The following is a 14,567-nucleotide window of genomic DNA, read 5'->3' as shown; positions in this document are numbered from 1 at the left end:
TGTCGCTTGGCGACGATGCGGTGATCGGCGGCAATATCGGACTATGGAGGGCAGTCGGCGGCAAATGGTGGACGACGCGATAGCCGTAGGCGTTGCCGCCGCCGATCCTGCCGGCCCCGACGCGGCCCCTGACGCCGCGATGGGTCTTGATGGCAAGGTCTTTGAGGAACAGGGCATTCATGGTGCCTTTCAGGCCGGCATGAAGCTCGTTGATCTCGCCTTCCGACAGGGTGAATATCGTCACGCCCGCGCCGCGCAGGCGCTTGAAGACGCCTGCAACACCCTCCTGATCGCGGCTGATGCGATCAACCGAAGATGACTCCAAAAGGCCGTGCTTTTGGAGTAAAGAAGACGACGATCCAAGCGCGATGCATCGAAGACCGCTAAGTAAACCACCTGTGCAGGGTCATTCGCATGAAGCTCGACCAGGGCATCAACCTCGCGATGGGCATGGATGATGACAAATGGCGTCGTCATGCAAATCCATTGAGCGTGTGGACACGGCTTGCAACGGTTCCTGCCTTCGCAGTCGCGATCTATTCGAGGGTATGGCTTGGTTGGTGGTGCCTTCTGCCCGTTGCCCTCATCATGATCTTTCTATGGCTTAACACGCGCATATTTGCACCGGCGCAAACGGACGAGCGGTGGGAAACCCAGGCGATACTGGGCGAAAGGCTGTGGCTTAACCGCCGGTCAGTTCCCATTCCGCAGCACCACCGACGCGCGACAAGGTGGATTGTGGCGGGAAGCTCGCTGTCGGCCATTCCGATGCTCATAGGCTTGCTCCAACTCGATCCATGGGCGACGGCATTCGGTGTCGCGGGTGTCCTCTTCGGCCAGATTTGGTTTCTCGACCGCCTGGCGTGGCTCCATGCTGAAGCGAGGAGCGGAGGAGGCAGGTTCGGTAGCCACATCAAGGATAGTGAGTAACACCATGGTGGCCGATCTTCCTTTCAGCATCTTGATCTGGGGCGGGCTGCTCTCTGCGGCAATGTCGGCGCTGATCCTGTTTCTGCTCTGGTATAGGCCACGCTCGCTGCTTCACCAGTTTCCGGCAACGCTGCAAGCACGGGTGCCGCCCAAGACTGCGGACGAAAAGCGGGTGGCGTCGCTCTCCATTGCCGTTTCGCTGCTTCTCGTCCTCGGACTCCCCATCGCCGTCAGCCTGTCGCTGGAGCACGGACCGGTGGAGGCCTTTCTTCACGCTGCCGGCATGCTGCTTGTCCTTCAGGTCGTCGATCTCGTCCTGCTCGATTGGCTGCTGCTCTGCACGATCACGCCGGACTTCGTGACGATTCCAGGCACGAAGGGCGCGCCCGAGTATAAGGACTACCGACATCATGCGATCGGCTTCGCAAGGGGGATGGTGCTCGTGCTGTTGGCGGCGCTATTGACGGCGTTGGCCTCGTTCGTGGCGGGATATCTCGTGTGACCTTGCTATGGCCGCGAAACTCCCAGAGTTTGCCATGTCACAGGAGATGCCGCACGTTTCGGAAATTCAGGGCAAGAGGGCATAGGAGCAAATATACCATCAGGCTATTCCTGCGAGGGTACTTACGGCCATTCCCGCGCTGTCTGGGTTGGCGATCAGGTGTTCGTTTCGGAAACCACGGCTCGCCCCAACATGGCCTTGGCGGCGTTCAAACCATCCACCTTGAGCTTTGGCGGCCGGCCGCCCATCTTGCCCCGCGCGCGGGCGGCATCGAGGCCGGCGCGGGCGGACTCACGGATCATGCTCCGCTCGAACTCGGCCAGCATCCCGAAAATCTGGAACATTGGCTTGCCACGCAAAGACGACATCGGCTGCGGGGGCGTGTGCGTCGTGCAGTTGGCGTGTGCGTCGTGCAGTTGGCTCAGTGCCGCGGCAGCTCTGGTGGCATGGGGCTATGGGCGCATGACACGCTGCACCCAGATCCACCTGCGGAACAACCATGCCGCCGCCGATAGGGTGAGAGCCGCTATTGCCGCAAGCGGAATCGTGTTGGCGAGAACCTCCGACATGGGAATGTCCTTCAGGAACACGCCGCTGACGACGACGAGGAAATGGCGCAGCGGATTGACCTGCGTGACCGGCTGAAGCCATTCCGGCATGTTCTCGATCGGGGTGGCGAAGCCGGACAGCAGCAGGGCCGGCCCCATGAACAGGAACGCGCCGAGGATGGCCTGCTGCTGCGTCATCGAAAGCGCGGAGATGAACAGGCCGATCCCGACCACGGAAGCGAGGAAGAAGATCGCGCGTCCGTAAAGCAGCGGAAGCGATCCGCGCAGCGGGACTCCGAAAATGAACACGGCCGCCAGAACGTAGACGGTGACGTGGAACAGCCCGATCAGCATGGGCGAGGCCAGCTTGCCGATCAGGATTTCATGGGTGCGCAGCGGCGACACCATGAGTTGGTCGAAAGCGCCACCTGCGCGCGCTGGCGCAGCGCGTCGAGGTCGCTGACAAGGAGGTCCGCATCATGGGATCGAAGTCGGAACTGCTGCGAACGCTGGTCGCCATTTCGAGCGGGAAATCGACGGCGTTCAGAGTTCTGTACTGAAATGGCGCGCCCGACACGATTCGAACGTGTGGCCTCCACCTTCGGAGGGATGTAGTCAGCGACACGGCTTAGCACAGCGGCGCTATCCCGTGTAAGACGCTGAAATTAAAATTAAAATCCCGCCGGAAGACCAGACTAGCGAGTTGCTCTTTGGCGTTCCTCGTTCGCGGCGCTTCCTTGGCGCGTTCGCGAAGGGAAGCTGACCGAAGAGACCCACAACGATTGGCATGCAATGCGCCTGCTGCAAGGGATCCCCTAGCAGCGTGACGAAGCACCTCTTCCGGGCTGTTTACGGCCGAGAACGGGTATGTTACCCGTTCTCTCGACAAGATCGGGTAACATACCCGTTCTGGAGGAGGTGCCGCCTGCGTTTTGTATCCACCCCGATCGCCTCGCAACTGACGGGGCTCTCAACGGACAAGCTCCGGGAATGGACCAGCCGGCGCGCGCTGATCCCTGCAGATCAGCGTCCGAAGAGGAAGGGTTCGCCGGCAAAGTTTAGCTGGCAGACAATCCTTGTCCTCCGGGTAGCGGTTCTTTTACGCAATGAGTTCAGCCTAGAATTGCAGGTCCACAAGGCGGCGTTCGCGGAGCTGCGGAAACAGCTACGCTCGCAATCCTTCATCGCGCTCTGGGGAAAGCGGCTCGCACTTGTACCGGGTCGGACGTGGGCATTCCTGGATGGTGCCGATGCGACTCCCCCGACCGACGCACTGCTGATCTCCCTTGATCCCCATCTCGCCATTCTCCGGGACGGCTTCGCGTTGCCAGGCGCAAGCGAGGAAAGGCAGTTCGATCTTTTTTCGCTGCCGAGCATTCATGGCAAGCAGCGCGCTACACCCCAACAACTCCCTAGTCGGCGGGCGTCATGAAAATGGCTCTGCCATATGCGCCAGCGCTCCTGAGCGACTATGCCCACAGGCGTGTTCGTGATATGTTTTCATCAATGCAGTGGCGGATGGAACGGACATGACCGCTACCGCGGTCCAGAATTGGCTTGAAAAGCTTGGCTATACGGCTGAGCCGGATGTGCTGCATCTGCGCGGCGAGGCGATACCCGAGACGCATCCCTATGCGCTGGAGATCAAGACCCTCCTGAAGCCGGATGGGGCAGTTCGCGCCCAGGCCGTCTTCGACGTGGAAGGCGTACCGACCGTCGTCTTTGTAGCGGAGGACGGTGCATCGCTCACCAACGCAGAATTGGACAAGACGCGTCAGCGAATTTGGAACCAGAATCTCGCGACGATTGTCATCGAACTCAAAGGCGATGAAGCGATCGCACTTCCCGCTCGCAAGCTGAAGAACGCAGGCGAGCGCTTGCGCCTAGACGAAGCGCGGCCGGATGGTCCGTTTTCCGCCCTCGACGTCTCAACGGCGAACCTGTCGCGGCGCATGCCGAAATGGTTCGATGTTAAGGCTAGGGTTGATCGCAAGCTCCTATCGAATTTGTCGACTACTGTCGCGAAGCTGACCGACGAAGGGCTGGACGGGATAGACGACAAACGAGCGCGCAGACGGCTCGCTGAGCTCCTGATGGGACAGGTGTTGTTCATCTCCTATCTCGAGCATCGCGAGATTGTCGGCGAGACCTATCGCGCCCGGCGCAAGGTCGACCAGCTTCCCGATTTGATCGCCAAGCGAAACCTTGCAGGGATCGCCAAGCTGATCGACCGGCTGCGGTCGGATTTCAACGGCGACTTCCTTGGCGATGACCGGCATGACCCATGGACAGCGCTCTCCATCGGCGGCTTTGGTCTCCTCGATCAGTTCCTGAGCCGCACCGACATGCGCACCGGCCAGGGCGATTTCTGGAACTATGACTTCAGCTACATTCCGGTCGAGCTGCTGTCGGGCCTTTACGAGCAGTTCCTGACGCCGGAGCAACAGGCCGAGGATGGCGCCTATTACACGCCCCGCAATCTCGCCATGCTCGCGGTCGACCAAGCATTGCTCGCCTCGCCTGATCCGCTTTCGGAGACCATCTTCGACGGTGCCTGCGGATCGGGGATCCTGCTCACGACGGCCTATCGTCGTCTGATCGCGCTCGCAGAAGCACGTGAAGGACGGCAACTCGGTTTCGCCGAGCGTGGCGAACTGCTCAAGCGGAGTATCTTCGGCGGCGACATCAACTTCATGGCCTGCCGCGTTACCGCCTTCAGTCTCTATCTGTCGCTGCTGGAGGGGCTTGATCCGGCCGACATCCTGGAAGCCCAGGAGCGCGATGGCACTAAGCTGCCGCCACTCAAGGATCGCAATCTCGCGCACGGGCGTGATCGCGCCGACTTCTTTGAAGACAACCATGCCTTCTATGGTCGCCGTTTCTCCCTGATCATCTCCAACCCACCTTGGGCCGAGCCGGAAGGCGAAACGCATACCTCTGCGGACGACTGGGCCGATCGCGCGGGAACGCCTTTCGCCCGTCGGCAGATGGCTGGGGCCTATGCTCTGCGCGCGCTCGACTTTCTGGAGGAGGACGGGCGAACCTGCCTAATCCTGCCGATCGGCCAGTTGCTTGGCGCGTCAAGCGAGGCGTTCGTCTCCTATCTCCTGCACGCCTACAAGCCGAGCCGCATCATCAACTTTGGCGATCTCCAAGGGCTGCTGTTCCCGACGGCCGAGAATACCTGCCATGTGTTTCTGGGCGCGCGCCGCGGCGAGGCGGTTCCCTCGACCATCCCGTTCGGCGAGACGTTCGACTATCTCGTTCCGAAGGCTGACTTGAGCTTGGCGCTTGGCCGCCTCACCATGCAGTCGGCCGATCGGCATGCGCTGCAGACCCGCTCGGTCGCGGAGGATCCACAGCTCCTCGTCACCATGATGTGGGGCGATGCCAACGACCTGGCGATCTGGAGCCGTCTCAGCATGCGCGGCACCTTCGCCAATTTCTGGCGCGGACCTCGCGAGTTCAGACGCTGGACCTACCGAAAGGGCATCCATCTCGAAGACAAGAGCCGGGTGGCGGTCGATCCGGGTCCGCTTCGTGACATGCTTCACGTCCCGATCGCCGCGCTCAGCGCCGGCGTACCTGTCCTGCATCCCGATCTGCTTCGGCCCTGGCCCGAGGACAAGAATACTGTCGTCGGCCTCAACGACGCCGTGCTCGCTGTGTTCGAGGGCCCGCGCGTGATCTTTCCGGATGGCTTCTCGCGCGAGCAGCAGAATGTCCGCGCAGTTTACTATGATGAGCCTGCGAGCTTCACCCACAGCATCGGCGTCATCGCCGGCCCGAAGCCGGACGCACCGCTGCTGAAGTTCGCCGCAGTCTATCTGCGCTCCACGCTGGCCCGCTATTTTCTGATGATGCGCGGCTGGAAGATGCTGTGCGAGCGCAATGGCATCCATCTAACGGATGTCGATGCCTTTCCGTTCTTCCCACCCGAAGACGCACCCGATCCTGGCGCAGCCGCCTCGGCGTTGGTGTCGATCACGGATCACGTCGACCAGCTGAGATCCCAGCAGGAGCTACTCCAGCTCAATCAGTACCAGTCGCTTCGCGGCGAACTCGACGCGGCTGTCTTCGCCTATTTTGGCCTGACGGACGAAGAGCAGACGCTGGTCATCGAGACCGTCGAGGTGCTTATGCCGTCGATCCGTCCCCGGAGCTTCAAAAGCCTCGACACGCCGGCCCAGCGGACCGCCGACGTGCAGGATTTCCGAATCTACGCAGATGCGCTGGCATCGGCGCTTACCGCCTGGCGCGATAAGACGGGTGGCCGAGGGCGCTTCCACGTCGACGTCGTCGCCAATGACCCGGCCCGAGCCGGGCCCTCGGGGATCGTGAAGATCAGCTATGCTGAAAAGGGTCGGGCGGCGCCCGATGTCGCGACCGCCGTAAATGATGAACTGGTTATCGAGACGCTGGCTGCGCTCAGGAAATCAGGCCTGCGCACCATTCCGTCGGGGGACTATCTCACCCTCGTCCCGGACGCGCAGCTCTGGATCGACGGCAGCCTTTATCTGGTGCGGCCGCTTACGCAGCGCAGTTGGACCGTTCGCCAAGCGCTGCGCGACGCCGAACATATAGTGCGGACCGTTCAATCCCGCGCTGGGTCCGACAGTTTGGCGGTGAGTGCGTGATGGCGGCTGCCGATTGGCTTTCGGCCTTCCCGCTGCAACCGGCGACCGAAGCAGTCGAAGCGCTCCGGCAGGGCTGGTCGGAGCTCGCGGAGCGACCAAGGCCGGATTTCAATCCCAAAACCAAGGAAGACGCGCTCACCAAGCGCCTCAAGGTCTATGTCGAGAACCATGTCGCGCGCGAGCGCGGCCTACTGGGCATGTGGGCGGCCGAGGACGTTATCGGTGAGATCGACCCGACGACCGGCGAGCTGGTCGAGGAGCGCAGGACCGACATCGTCTATGGCTGGAACAGCGAGGTTCAGTCCATGAAGCTGGTCTTCGAGTTCAAGCGGCTCGGACGCCAGAAGAAGCACCGCGACCATTACCTGCGCGAGCAGGGGCTCGGGCGTTTCGTGACCGGAATCTACAGCCGGCGGCAGGCGGTCGCCGCCATGGTCGGCGTGCTGCTCGATCCGGAAGAGGAGATTGTTCCACCGATCCGGGATGCGCTGGGTGAGACAGCGCTAGCCACCCTCTTGCGATTGCGGCTGACGGCCGCCGGCGAGCCCTACGCGCGACCGTCTCCGCTCTTCACGGCCGCAGACTTCGACACGGAACATGAGCGCGAGCCGGCGCTGGCGCCCAGCCACGGAACGATCCGGGTGTCGCACTTTTTCTTCGCCTTTGGTTATCCCACGAGCACCTTGAAACCGGCAAAGTCCGCCGCGTAGCCGCTGCGTTCGCTGGAGGCGCCGCGCTGGTGTCGGCAGAACAGCTCCGCCATCGCCGCCACGCGCGACCGCGTAGACTACTGCAAAGATTGGAAACTGGCTCCGTTGCAACGATGCGCCAAATAGTGATCCACTATGCGGCGATTGGTCCATAACGTCTCCCACTCCCCATAGCCTTGACGTCGTACAACCTGTTGCCAAAGGCCGTGAGGAAATCATCCGCTTCCAGTGCCCACATTTTGAACTGGTTCCCGCTGCGTTGAAACACCAGAACTTTACCGTCGTAGAGGTCGAGCCCATGCGTCTCGGGGATCGGCAGCGTTATTTTCTCCATCAGATTATTGCCAAGTCTTAGGTCTCGCGAAACGAGGCCGCCGCTCGGCGGTTCAACGGAAATATACCCAGCGCCCATCGCCCCGATTGCCACGCGGACATGAGAAGCATCGGTTATATCGGTCCCTCTGACTTCCAAGCATATAGCCCGACAGGCGCGTATCCTTGCCGATCACGACACGATGGCGGTGGTCACCGCGACGAAAGACACGGCCAGCCGCCATGCCGACGCGCAAGGCGGTTTCCGCCGTCATCGCGCCTTCGTTGGCTTTGCCACGAATACCGTCTGTGCCGAAATATTTGCGCACCATAAGGTCGATTATCCTGTCGTCGGGTCGCCCTCAAAGGGGACATGCCTGCTGAACCGCGAATATAGAGAAATATCCCGAATGTGCAGTTAACGAATTCTTGCGGTTTCTTTCAGCGCCGCCAATACCGCCAGCCCGTCGCGCAAGGGGCGCGGCTCGTGTGTGCGGATGAAGTCAGCTCCACCTGCGGCGGCGGCAAGCTCTGCAGCGAGTGTCGCGGCCCCGACATCCCCCGGACCACGGCCTGTGAGCGCGCGCAGAAAGGATTTGCGCGAAACAGACAGAAGCACCGGCAAATCGAAGCGCAGCCGCAATTCATCGAACCGCGCCAGCACCGAGAGCGAGGTTTCGGGAGCAGCCCCCAGAAAAAACCCCATGCCGGGATCAAGGACAAGGCGGTTGCGTTTGATACCGGCACCCGTCAGCGCCGCGATGCGCGCGTCAAAGAACGCCGCAATGTGATCCATGATGTCGCCAGCGGGTGCCTCGCGCCGATCTGCCTGCCCGTCTTGCACCGAATGCATAACGACGAGTTTGGCAGATGATTTCGCCAATTGCGGATAGAACGCAGCGTCTGGAAAACCGCGAATATCATTGAGATAGGCCACACCACGCGACAAGGCATAGGCTTGCGTCGCGGGTTGATAACTGTCGAGCGAGACGGGAATGCCATCTGCCTTGAGCGCGTCCAGCACCGGCGCGATACGCGCGATTTCTGTGTCGGACGAAACAGGCGCGGCGTCGGGATTGCTGGATGCCGGACCGAGGTCGATCACATCTGCCCCCTCGGCCATCAGCTTACGCGCCTGCGCAATGGCTGCGTCTGGCGCCAGATACCGGCCTCCATCGGAGAAACTGTCCGAGGTTATGTTGACGATGCCGAAAATGATGAGCGATTTATTCATGGGGGCTTCTATAATAATAATAATCGAGCATGAGTCTCATCCTGCATTCCCCAAGTGGCGTGTCGTTTGAGGTGAAGATCGCCTGTATCCGAGCGCTAGACAAGGATTTTCTGCCGCAAGCGGCACCTGCGGTCGCGCAGACTGCTGGATCTGGACGGATCAGACCGCGAAGCCGCTGTTTCCTTGCCCAGGGGCGGCGTTTTTCAGCGCAGCGGACAGATCTGTCCAGCCGCTTTCGTTCAGTTTGAGCGTGGATCGCGATCATGCGCATAGCGGTGGCGCTCGCAATCGGCGGATAGCGGCGAGGATGGCGCGTACCATCGTGCCGGTGACAGCGACCTCGGCCAGCTGGAAGGTGATGGTGCGGGCGTGACGGACCACACGTGCCCCGATCTTGATCAGCTTCAGTTGCAGGCTGGTCAACGACCAGTCGGCCATGGCCTCGGGCAGCTCGATGCAGTGCAAGAAGGTGGCCAGGTTGTACGCCAGGGCGTGCAGTTGCAGCCGCACCTCATTGTCGCGGAACTTCCGGCACGACAGCCGCGTCCAGCGAAAGGCGTATTTGCCCTCTTTGATGTGCTGCTCGGCGGTGCCGCGCTGGTTGTAGAACCGCACCACCCAGTCCGGCTCCATCGGCAGGTTGGTGACGATGAAGCCGACACGCGGGAACAGTTCGCCCGGATGCCATTCGATCTTGGCGATCACCCGGCGTTCCTTGTCCCAGGACGCCGCCTGATACTCGAATTCCTCGAAGAACCGCTTGACCTTGGTCAGTGACGGCCGCCCGACAGGGCGCGTTAGCCGATGCGCGATCTTGTCCTTGAGGACCGCGTTTGCGGGCAGCCGGATGGCGTAGAAGAACCGCGCTTCTTCCAATCGCTCATAGATCGCCGGGATCGCGTAGGCAGCATCGGCCCGGAAGAACCTGCCACCAAGGTCGCGCTCCGCGTAGCGCGCAATGACGGGGTCGAGAACATCACGCCAGCCATCGGCGCTGTGGACGTTGCCATGGCGCAGGGCGCAGCGTTCCAGCATCCCGAACTGGTTGAACAGAAAGTTGGGGTGATAGCAGCTACAGTCGAAATGGCCATTCCAGGCGGACCCTTCCTGGTCGCCATGGGTCGGGCTGACCGAGCTGTCCATGTCCAGAACGATGTACTTCAGCCCGTTACGGTCATGGAACCGGTCGATCCATTGCCCGTTCAGGTCGGCCAGCGCGGCACGGTTCCCGGCCAGAGCCAGCGTCTCGGTCTCGAACCGTCCCATCTGCGATGCCGAGGCCGCTTGTGCATCGACCGCTCTGCCGCCGACAACTTGGCGCATGACCGGATCGCAGGCGAGACGGTTGGCGTCGTTGACATCCTCGTATCCGGCCAGCCGCCCAAAGACTGATTGCCGGAACAGGCCGTCGAGCCGATGGACCGTGTTCTTGCCAGAGCGAGTATCGCGCAGCGCCGCTGACGCCAAATCGGACAACCCGAGCGCGTCATCAAGCTCGCGCATCACCAGAAGGCCGCCGTCGGAACTGAGCTGCGTGCCGCGAAATTCCAGCCGCACGCGAGGGTCGAAATCCACCCGATCTGCCCGTTGCAAGCCCGCACCCTCTGGGTGATCCATGAAACGCGCCCCTCGCAGCCTTCAACACCATGTTTTATATAGGAAATATAATGGTCAGGACAGCGAAATCAGCGCCTTACTTGGGAAATGTGGGTTCCATGATCTTAGATTCCAGATCATCTTCGTCACCGGACCATATCTCCCACGCACCGCTCTTCGATTCTGTGCTTGAAATAATGACGCAATCGTCCAACTCCATGCGAAAATCTACCGAAGACCCCGATATTAAAGTGACCTCGACTCCTGCCCACTTGATGATCTCTGACTTCATCATTCAATCCTCTTTCGATTAGACTATTTTGTTGCTAGCGCGATACCGTCGCTGCGTTGCTGCTTTTGCCTCACGAGCAACCGCATCAAGGAGATCAGTTAGATCGTCACCGCGCCGGTAGAGAACGGCTTCCGACTGCACAAACACGAGAGCATCATTCGCGAAGATCCTCGCGATGGTGTCGGCCGCGTGTTTCTCGCTGAACCCGACACACAGCGGAGATCGGAAATAGACCTGGTTGCGTGAACCCGGTTGCGCAGCAAGAGCGGCCATCAAAGTTTCGCGCTTAGGCAATTTCCCTTCCCAGCGCGTTGTGCGCCCAACCTCGCTCACGTCATCGGCATAGATTTGAGAAGCGTCAACGCTGGAATATCCGGCCCAGGCACGGACACCCGCCAACTGTACCGCCTTCGATGGCAATGACGGATGAACCGTGATGCAAGCCCATTTCCGGGCTTCCTGATTTGCTTCAGCTGCTACGGGCAAGGTAGCTCCTTCCATTCGTATTTTCTCATATCGTAGATAAAGTGCTTGCAAATGGCAAGCTCCGTCATTATATCTTTTCGTAGATAAACATCCCTTGTCCGAGAGATCAGATGCGCGACAACCCCAAGAGCATTCTGGACGAGATCAAACGTCTCGACGCTGCCCACTGGTCCACCCCGAGCAATGGCCTCGCGATCCAGATCGAGAAGCTGGAAAAGCAATATGAAGCGACAACAGGCCAGCCATGTCCCGCGTGGCCGCGCCGCGTCCAATAACCCACCGGCAGGAGGCCGACATGCAGACCATCACCCCCGATCAGCAAGCGGCCTTGCAGAGCTTCGCCAAGCAGAATGGCCGGTCTTGGAAGGCGAAGCTGAACGCGCTCTGGATGAACGCCGCTGCGCCCCAAATCCTTCATAGCCTGCGCAACTCGCACGGTCCCTCGTGGCTGGCGTCCTACCGCCTGCCTCGCGCTGATCCACAAACCCCGAAGGCCACAATGCCGAGACACAGGCATCCCAAATACAGGTGTTCTTGCGCACTGTGCGGCTGGCATGGCCTGCGCAGCCTTCTCACCCAGAGCAACCCTTGTCCGCATTGCCGTCAGTGTGATGTCCGGCGCGTAATCTGAAGTCCATCTAACCAGGAGGAAGGCCATGAGCCAAACGGCACGGTCTATCATCGAGAACCTTCCGATCCATTGGCAGGCCAATGGTGAAAACAACGGCATCCCCGTAAGGATCTGGGAGGGTTACGGGCATGAGGCTCGCGTGACCTTCGGCTTTGACCGGAAATGGGGAGCTGTGGTTGACCATAGCGGAGAAATCTTCCCCGAAGATCAGGAGGCAGAAGCATTGGGCTATGCCGAGCGTAAAATCCGCGCCCGCCTGCTTTCACGGCTCGATGCCGCCGAACGTCTGCGCGAAGACCTTGCGCCGCTCGTTTCGATCTAGCCCCGGAGGCACCCACCATGATGACCTATGAACAAGCTGTTGCGCTTGCTCCGACGATCAAGGGGCGGCTCCTGCGCAGCCTCGACGCGCTTGAGCGCGAGACGTTCGACGTGTTGCAGGCCAACGGCGCGGCAGACGCGATTGCGGCCTATCCTGACAGCCCTACCAGCAGCGACGAGCGCGTGGCGCTCGTCGCTGCTGGTCCACAGACTTCGGAGTGCCCGACCATGAACCTGACCCTGACCGATACCAAGATCACTGCCCTTCGTGGTGCTCTTGAGCTGGCCCGCGAAAAATACCTGTCGAACGCGGCCGAGCTGCGGAGCATCCCCGGCCATGAGCGGCTGGCAGAGCAATTCGACCGGCAGGCCGCTGACGCGGAAAAGCTGCTCGAAGAAATCGACTACTGACCCCATCTGGATTCAGGTGTCCCATGTCGGAGAAATGGCGCTGCCGCCTGTTCTGGGGAAACCCCACAACCACGCCCCCGGACGGGTTGCCTCGTATAATCAAAGCGGTCCTGTGTGACCGCCCACACCCGATCCCTGACGAGATCCAGCAAATGTGCCAACCAGGCACCGAGTATGCACCCGGCACAGGTTGGAGCATCGGCTGGGAGCAGATCACGCAGCGCCCGATCCGCAGATGGAGCCAGGAGGCTCGTGCCAGAGTGCGGCTCAACAACCTGCGCCGAAGGATTGAGCGGAAGTTTCCGCTTTTCGCGGAGAGCTTCATAGCGGCCGAGATCGCAAGCCGCCCGCGATACTTCTCGGGCGAGTATGAGCATGACTCACAGAACACGGGAGAATGATATGGCCCGCCAGCTCACCCTTCCGGGCATACCCTCAAAACCGCGTAGCCAGCGTGTCTGGCGGATGCAGGTTGCCGATGCGGGGCATATGCCGGGCGGTGCCGTCAAAGGCATCCAGTTTATATGCCCACGCTGCGGCCACGATACCGGCTGGATCGAGGACAGCTGGACAATCACCCAGAACCGGCGTGGGCTTCCTTGCCCTTGCTGCAATCAAACGGCATCAGGGAGTTTGACCGATGGCCCTCAAGATCGGGGATAGCTGCTACCGCGCCCGGTTGGAGGGAACGCGGATCGAGTATTGGGAATATGTCCTGCGCACGATCCGCACTCGCCATGGCGTCACTTATGGTTACTGGTGGTGCAAGCTGCCTGGTGTGACGTGGGGCAAACTGTCACCAAAGCATGGCGACTATGGATGGCTCCCCGACGCCTGGACGGGCTTTCGTGACCGGAAGCCCATCGATAAAGGCAGGCCCCATGCGGCGTCCAAGGCGGGCGCTCTGCGCGACGAAATAGCCTCCCTGCGGGGCCTCATCGTTGACTATGGCGCGGACTGCCATTTCGATGATGACGATGGGCCTACGCTTGGAGATCAGCTCAAGGCCGCACTCGCCGCCCAGAAGCGGCTACGCCATGCCAAATCAACCACCAGCAGGAAGTGAAGATGATCGTCACGCACAAAGAATACCTGCCGAGCTTTGGCCTTCTACAGGAAGACCAAGCGCCAGTCTGCAAATACACCATCCTGTCGATCAATGAGGCCGTGCGCGACTGCGCAGCTTATGAGGGTGTTGGCCCTACGATGAACGGCGCAAGCTATACCGAGACAGATGCGCTCATGCGGCGCATAAAGGCGGGCGGATCGAAGATCAGCGAAGACCGCGCTCGTGAACTATTCAGCGAGATCGAGGAAATGGAGCTGCGCTATCGCCTATGACAACACCATGAAGCCGCCCAAGGCCCCATGTGGCTCTTGCCCTTACCGCATAGACACTCCGGCCGGGATCTGGTCGCGCGAGGAATACGAGAAACTTCCGGCCTATGACGGGGAAACATGGGAACAGCCGCCGCAGGTTTTCATGTGCCATCAGCGCGATGGCTGCATCTGCGGAGGCTGGCTCTTGACCCATGACCGGGATCACCTTCTTGCTTTGCGCATAAACGCCCGTCACCTCGATACGTCTGTCTGGGACTACAGACCAGATGTAGAGGTTTTCGCCTCCGGCCGTGATGCGGCCGACCACGGGATTTCCGGCATTGAAGCCCCTTCGCCCGAGGCACAGCGAAAAATCGCCGGGCTGATCCGCCAAAGAGATCGCAAATCTCCAGCGTGTTGACGGGCGGGAGCGCACAACCAAAATATGACCCGCCTCAAGATCACAAAAAAGGAATGTGCCAATGGATGACAAATGGCAGCAAGAGCAACGCAGGCGCGAAGATGAAGATCGGCGCAGACGAGAGGATGACCAGCGCAGGCGCGAAGAGGAACGCCGAATGGAAGACCAGCGCAGGCGCGAAGAGGAAATGCGCAGGCGCTAATAAAGTTTGGGCCG

General features: G+C 60.7%; 16 protein-coding genes and 4 pseudogenes. 13 read left to right on the top strand and 7 right to left on the bottom strand.

From position 1 onward, the window contains the following. Positions 1-70: 70 nt before the first annotated feature. Positions 71-370: pseudogene (locus NBE95_RS21055) on the bottom strand (recombinase family protein); the annotation flags it as partial. A gap of 44 nt (positions 371-414) precedes the next feature. On the opposite strand from NBE95_RS21055, the gene NBE95_RS21050 reads away from it, so the two are divergent. Beyond that, the gene (locus NBE95_RS21050) at positions 415-930 is read left to right on the top strand and encodes a DUF6653 family protein (protein WP_289896569.1); all 516 of its coding nucleotides are present in this window, start codon (positions 415-417) and stop codon (positions 928-930) included. A gap of 4 nt (positions 931-934) precedes the next feature. Beyond that, entirely contained in the window at positions 935-1,432 is a 498-nt protein-coding gene (locus NBE95_RS21045) for a hypothetical protein (RefSeq protein WP_289896568.1), read from the top strand. Positions 1,433-1,620: 188 nt separating this feature from the next. Here the strand turns inward: NBE95_RS21045 and NBE95_RS21040 are convergent. Both NBE95_RS21040 and NBE95_RS21035 read right to left on the bottom strand, forming a co-directional pair. Then, positions 1,621-1,857: pseudogene (locus NBE95_RS21040) on the bottom strand (recombinase family protein); the annotation flags it as partial. A 27-nt stretch (positions 1,858-1,884) separates the two neighbouring features. Further along, positions 1,885-2,400 (bottom strand): annotated as a pseudogene (locus tag NBE95_RS21035) (ABC transporter permease); the annotation flags it as partial. A gap of 1,109 nt (positions 2,401-3,509) precedes the next feature. Between NBE95_RS21035 and NBE95_RS21030 the strand changes: the two are divergent. Together NBE95_RS21030 and NBE95_RS21025 are read left to right on the top strand one after the other, a co-directional pair. Beyond that, positions 3,510-6,617: an N-6 DNA methylase gene (locus NBE95_RS21030; protein WP_289896567.1), complete on the top strand. Its 3,108-nt coding sequence runs from the start codon at positions 3,510-3,512 to the stop codon at positions 6,615-6,617. After that, entirely contained in the window at positions 6,617-7,327 is a 711-nt protein-coding gene (locus tag NBE95_RS21025) for a Fis family transcriptional regulator (protein ID WP_289896566.1), read from the top strand. The genes NBE95_RS21030 and NBE95_RS21025 overlap by 1 nt, the downstream gene beginning before the upstream one ends. A 470-nt stretch (positions 7,328-7,797) precedes the next feature. Here the strand turns inward: NBE95_RS21025 and glmM are convergent. The 4 genes and pseudogenes from glmM to NBE95_RS21005 form a co-directional block, all read right to left on the bottom strand. Beyond that, positions 7,798-7,971 (bottom strand): annotated as a pseudogene (gene glmM, locus NBE95_RS21020) (phosphoglucosamine mutase); the annotation flags it as partial. 86 nt (positions 7,972-8,057) lie between these two features. Further along, positions 8,058-8,873, bottom strand: a complete 816-nt coding sequence (gene sul2 / locus NBE95_RS21015; protein WP_001043260.1) for a sulfonamide-resistant dihydropteroate synthase Sul2 — start codon at positions 8,871-8,873, stop codon at positions 8,058-8,060. 261 nt (positions 8,874-9,134) lie between these two features. Beyond that, the gene (locus tag NBE95_RS21010) at positions 9,135-10,490 is read right to left on the bottom strand and encodes an IS1380-like element IS1247 family transposase (RefSeq protein ID WP_078527637.1); all 1,356 of its coding nucleotides are present in this window, start codon (positions 10,488-10,490) and stop codon (positions 9,135-9,137) included. Between the two features lie 289 nt (positions 10,491-10,779). Beyond that, entirely contained in the window at positions 10,780-11,262 is a 483-nt protein-coding gene (locus tag NBE95_RS21005; RefSeq protein WP_289896565.1) for a hypothetical protein, read from the bottom strand. Positions 11,263-11,357: 95 nt separating this feature from the next. Here NBE95_RS21005 and NBE95_RS21000 point away from each other — a divergent pair, with 95 nt between their 5' ends. The 9 genes from NBE95_RS21000 to NBE95_RS20960 all read left to right on the top strand — a co-directional run bounded on the left by NBE95_RS21000 (position 11,358) and on the right by NBE95_RS20960 (position 14,553). Beyond that, positions 11,358-11,522: a hypothetical protein gene (locus NBE95_RS21000; RefSeq protein WP_289896564.1), complete on the top strand. Its 165-nt coding sequence runs from the start codon at positions 11,358-11,360 to the stop codon at positions 11,520-11,522. Between the two features lie 20 nt (positions 11,523-11,542). Further along, positions 11,543-11,878: a hypothetical protein gene (locus tag NBE95_RS20995; RefSeq protein ID WP_289896563.1), complete on the top strand. Its 336-nt coding sequence runs from the start codon at positions 11,543-11,545 to the stop codon at positions 11,876-11,878. Positions 11,879-11,903: 25 nt separating this feature from the next. Next, positions 11,904-12,200 (top strand): hypothetical protein, encoded by a 297-nt coding sequence (locus NBE95_RS20990; RefSeq protein ID WP_289896562.1) that lies wholly within the window; start codon positions 11,904-11,906, stop codon positions 12,198-12,200. A gap of 17 nt (positions 12,201-12,217) precedes the next feature. Continuing rightward, on the top strand, positions 12,218-12,610 hold the full coding sequence (locus tag NBE95_RS20985) for a hypothetical protein (RefSeq protein WP_289896561.1): 393 nt from the start codon (positions 12,218-12,220) through the stop codon (positions 12,608-12,610). Positions 12,611-12,633: 23 nt separating this feature from the next. Then, positions 12,634-13,011 (top strand): hypothetical protein, encoded by a 378-nt coding sequence (locus NBE95_RS20980; protein WP_289896560.1) that lies wholly within the window; start codon positions 12,634-12,636, stop codon positions 13,009-13,011. 239 nt (positions 13,012-13,250) lie between these two features. Further along, a complete protein-coding gene (locus tag NBE95_RS20975; protein ID WP_289896559.1) occupies positions 13,251-13,676 on the top strand; it encodes a hypothetical protein in 426 nt (141 codons plus the stop codon). A 2-nt stretch (positions 13,677-13,678) separates the two neighbouring features. Then, positions 13,679-13,951 carry a hypothetical protein gene (locus NBE95_RS20970; protein WP_289896558.1) on the top strand — a complete coding sequence of 91 codons (273 nt, stop codon included), beginning with the start codon at positions 13,679-13,681 and terminating at the stop codon, positions 13,949-13,951. A gap of 7 nt (positions 13,952-13,958) precedes the next feature. After that, entirely contained in the window at positions 13,959-14,351 is a 393-nt protein-coding gene (locus tag NBE95_RS20965) for a DUF6283 family protein (protein WP_289896557.1), read from the top strand. 61 nt (positions 14,352-14,412) lie between these two features. Then, on the top strand, positions 14,413-14,553 hold the full coding sequence (locus NBE95_RS20960) for a hypothetical protein (protein ID WP_289896556.1): 141 nt from the start codon (positions 14,413-14,415) through the stop codon (positions 14,551-14,553). The last annotated feature ends 14 nt before the right edge of the window (positions 14,554-14,567 follow it).

The sequence above is a fragment of the Paracoccus sp. TOH genome, from assembly GCF_030388245.1.
Lineage (GTDB): Bacteria > Pseudomonadota > Alphaproteobacteria > Rhodobacterales > Rhodobacteraceae > Paracoccus > Paracoccus simplex.
The sequence above is the reverse complement of the archived record's forward strand: the minus strand, read 5'-3'. Positions and strand labels throughout refer to the sequence as shown.

Bases quoted from the DNA above. Each gene is read 5' to 3' on its own strand.
- NBE95_RS21050 (WP_289896569.1), top strand. From the start codon at position 415: ATGAAGCTCGACCAGGGCATCAACCTCGCGATGGGCATGGATGATGAC.
- NBE95_RS21045 (WP_289896568.1), top strand. From the start codon at position 935: ATGGTGGCCGATCTTCCTTTCAGCATCTTGATCTGGGGCGGGCTGCTC.
- NBE95_RS21030 (WP_289896567.1), top strand. From the start codon at position 3,510: ATGACCGCTACCGCGGTCCAGAATTGGCTTGAAAAGCTTGGCTATACG.
- NBE95_RS21025 (WP_289896566.1), top strand. From the start codon at position 6,617: ATGGCGGCTGCCGATTGGCTTTCGGCCTTCCCGCTGCAACCGGCGACC.
- sul2 (WP_001043260.1), bottom strand. From the start codon at position 8,873: ATGAATAAATCGCTCATCATTTTCGGCATCGTCAACATAACCTCGGAC.
- NBE95_RS21010 (WP_078527637.1), bottom strand. From the start codon at position 10,490: ATGGATCACCCAGAGGGTGCGGGCTTGCAACGGGCAGATCGGGTGGAT.
- NBE95_RS21005 (WP_289896565.1), bottom strand. From the start codon at position 11,262: ATGGAAGGAGCTACCTTGCCCGTAGCAGCTGAAGCAAATCAGGAAGCC.
- NBE95_RS21000 (WP_289896564.1), top strand. From the start codon at position 11,358: ATGCGCGACAACCCCAAGAGCATTCTGGACGAGATCAAACGTCTCGAC.
- NBE95_RS20995 (WP_289896563.1), top strand. From the start codon at position 11,543: ATGCAGACCATCACCCCCGATCAGCAAGCGGCCTTGCAGAGCTTCGCC.
- NBE95_RS20990 (WP_289896562.1), top strand. From the start codon at position 11,904: ATGAGCCAAACGGCACGGTCTATCATCGAGAACCTTCCGATCCATTGG.
- NBE95_RS20985 (WP_289896561.1), top strand. From the start codon at position 12,218: ATGATGACCTATGAACAAGCTGTTGCGCTTGCTCCGACGATCAAGGGG.
- NBE95_RS20980 (WP_289896560.1), top strand. From the start codon at position 12,634: ATGTCGGAGAAATGGCGCTGCCGCCTGTTCTGGGGAAACCCCACAACC.
- NBE95_RS20975 (WP_289896559.1), top strand. From the start codon at position 13,251: ATGGCCCTCAAGATCGGGGATAGCTGCTACCGCGCCCGGTTGGAGGGA.
- NBE95_RS20970 (WP_289896558.1), top strand. From the start codon at position 13,679: ATGATCGTCACGCACAAAGAATACCTGCCGAGCTTTGGCCTTCTACAG.
- NBE95_RS20965 (WP_289896557.1), top strand. From the start codon at position 13,959: ATGAAGCCGCCCAAGGCCCCATGTGGCTCTTGCCCTTACCGCATAGAC.
- NBE95_RS20960 (WP_289896556.1), top strand. From the start codon at position 14,413: ATGGATGACAAATGGCAGCAAGAGCAACGCAGGCGCGAAGATGAAGAT.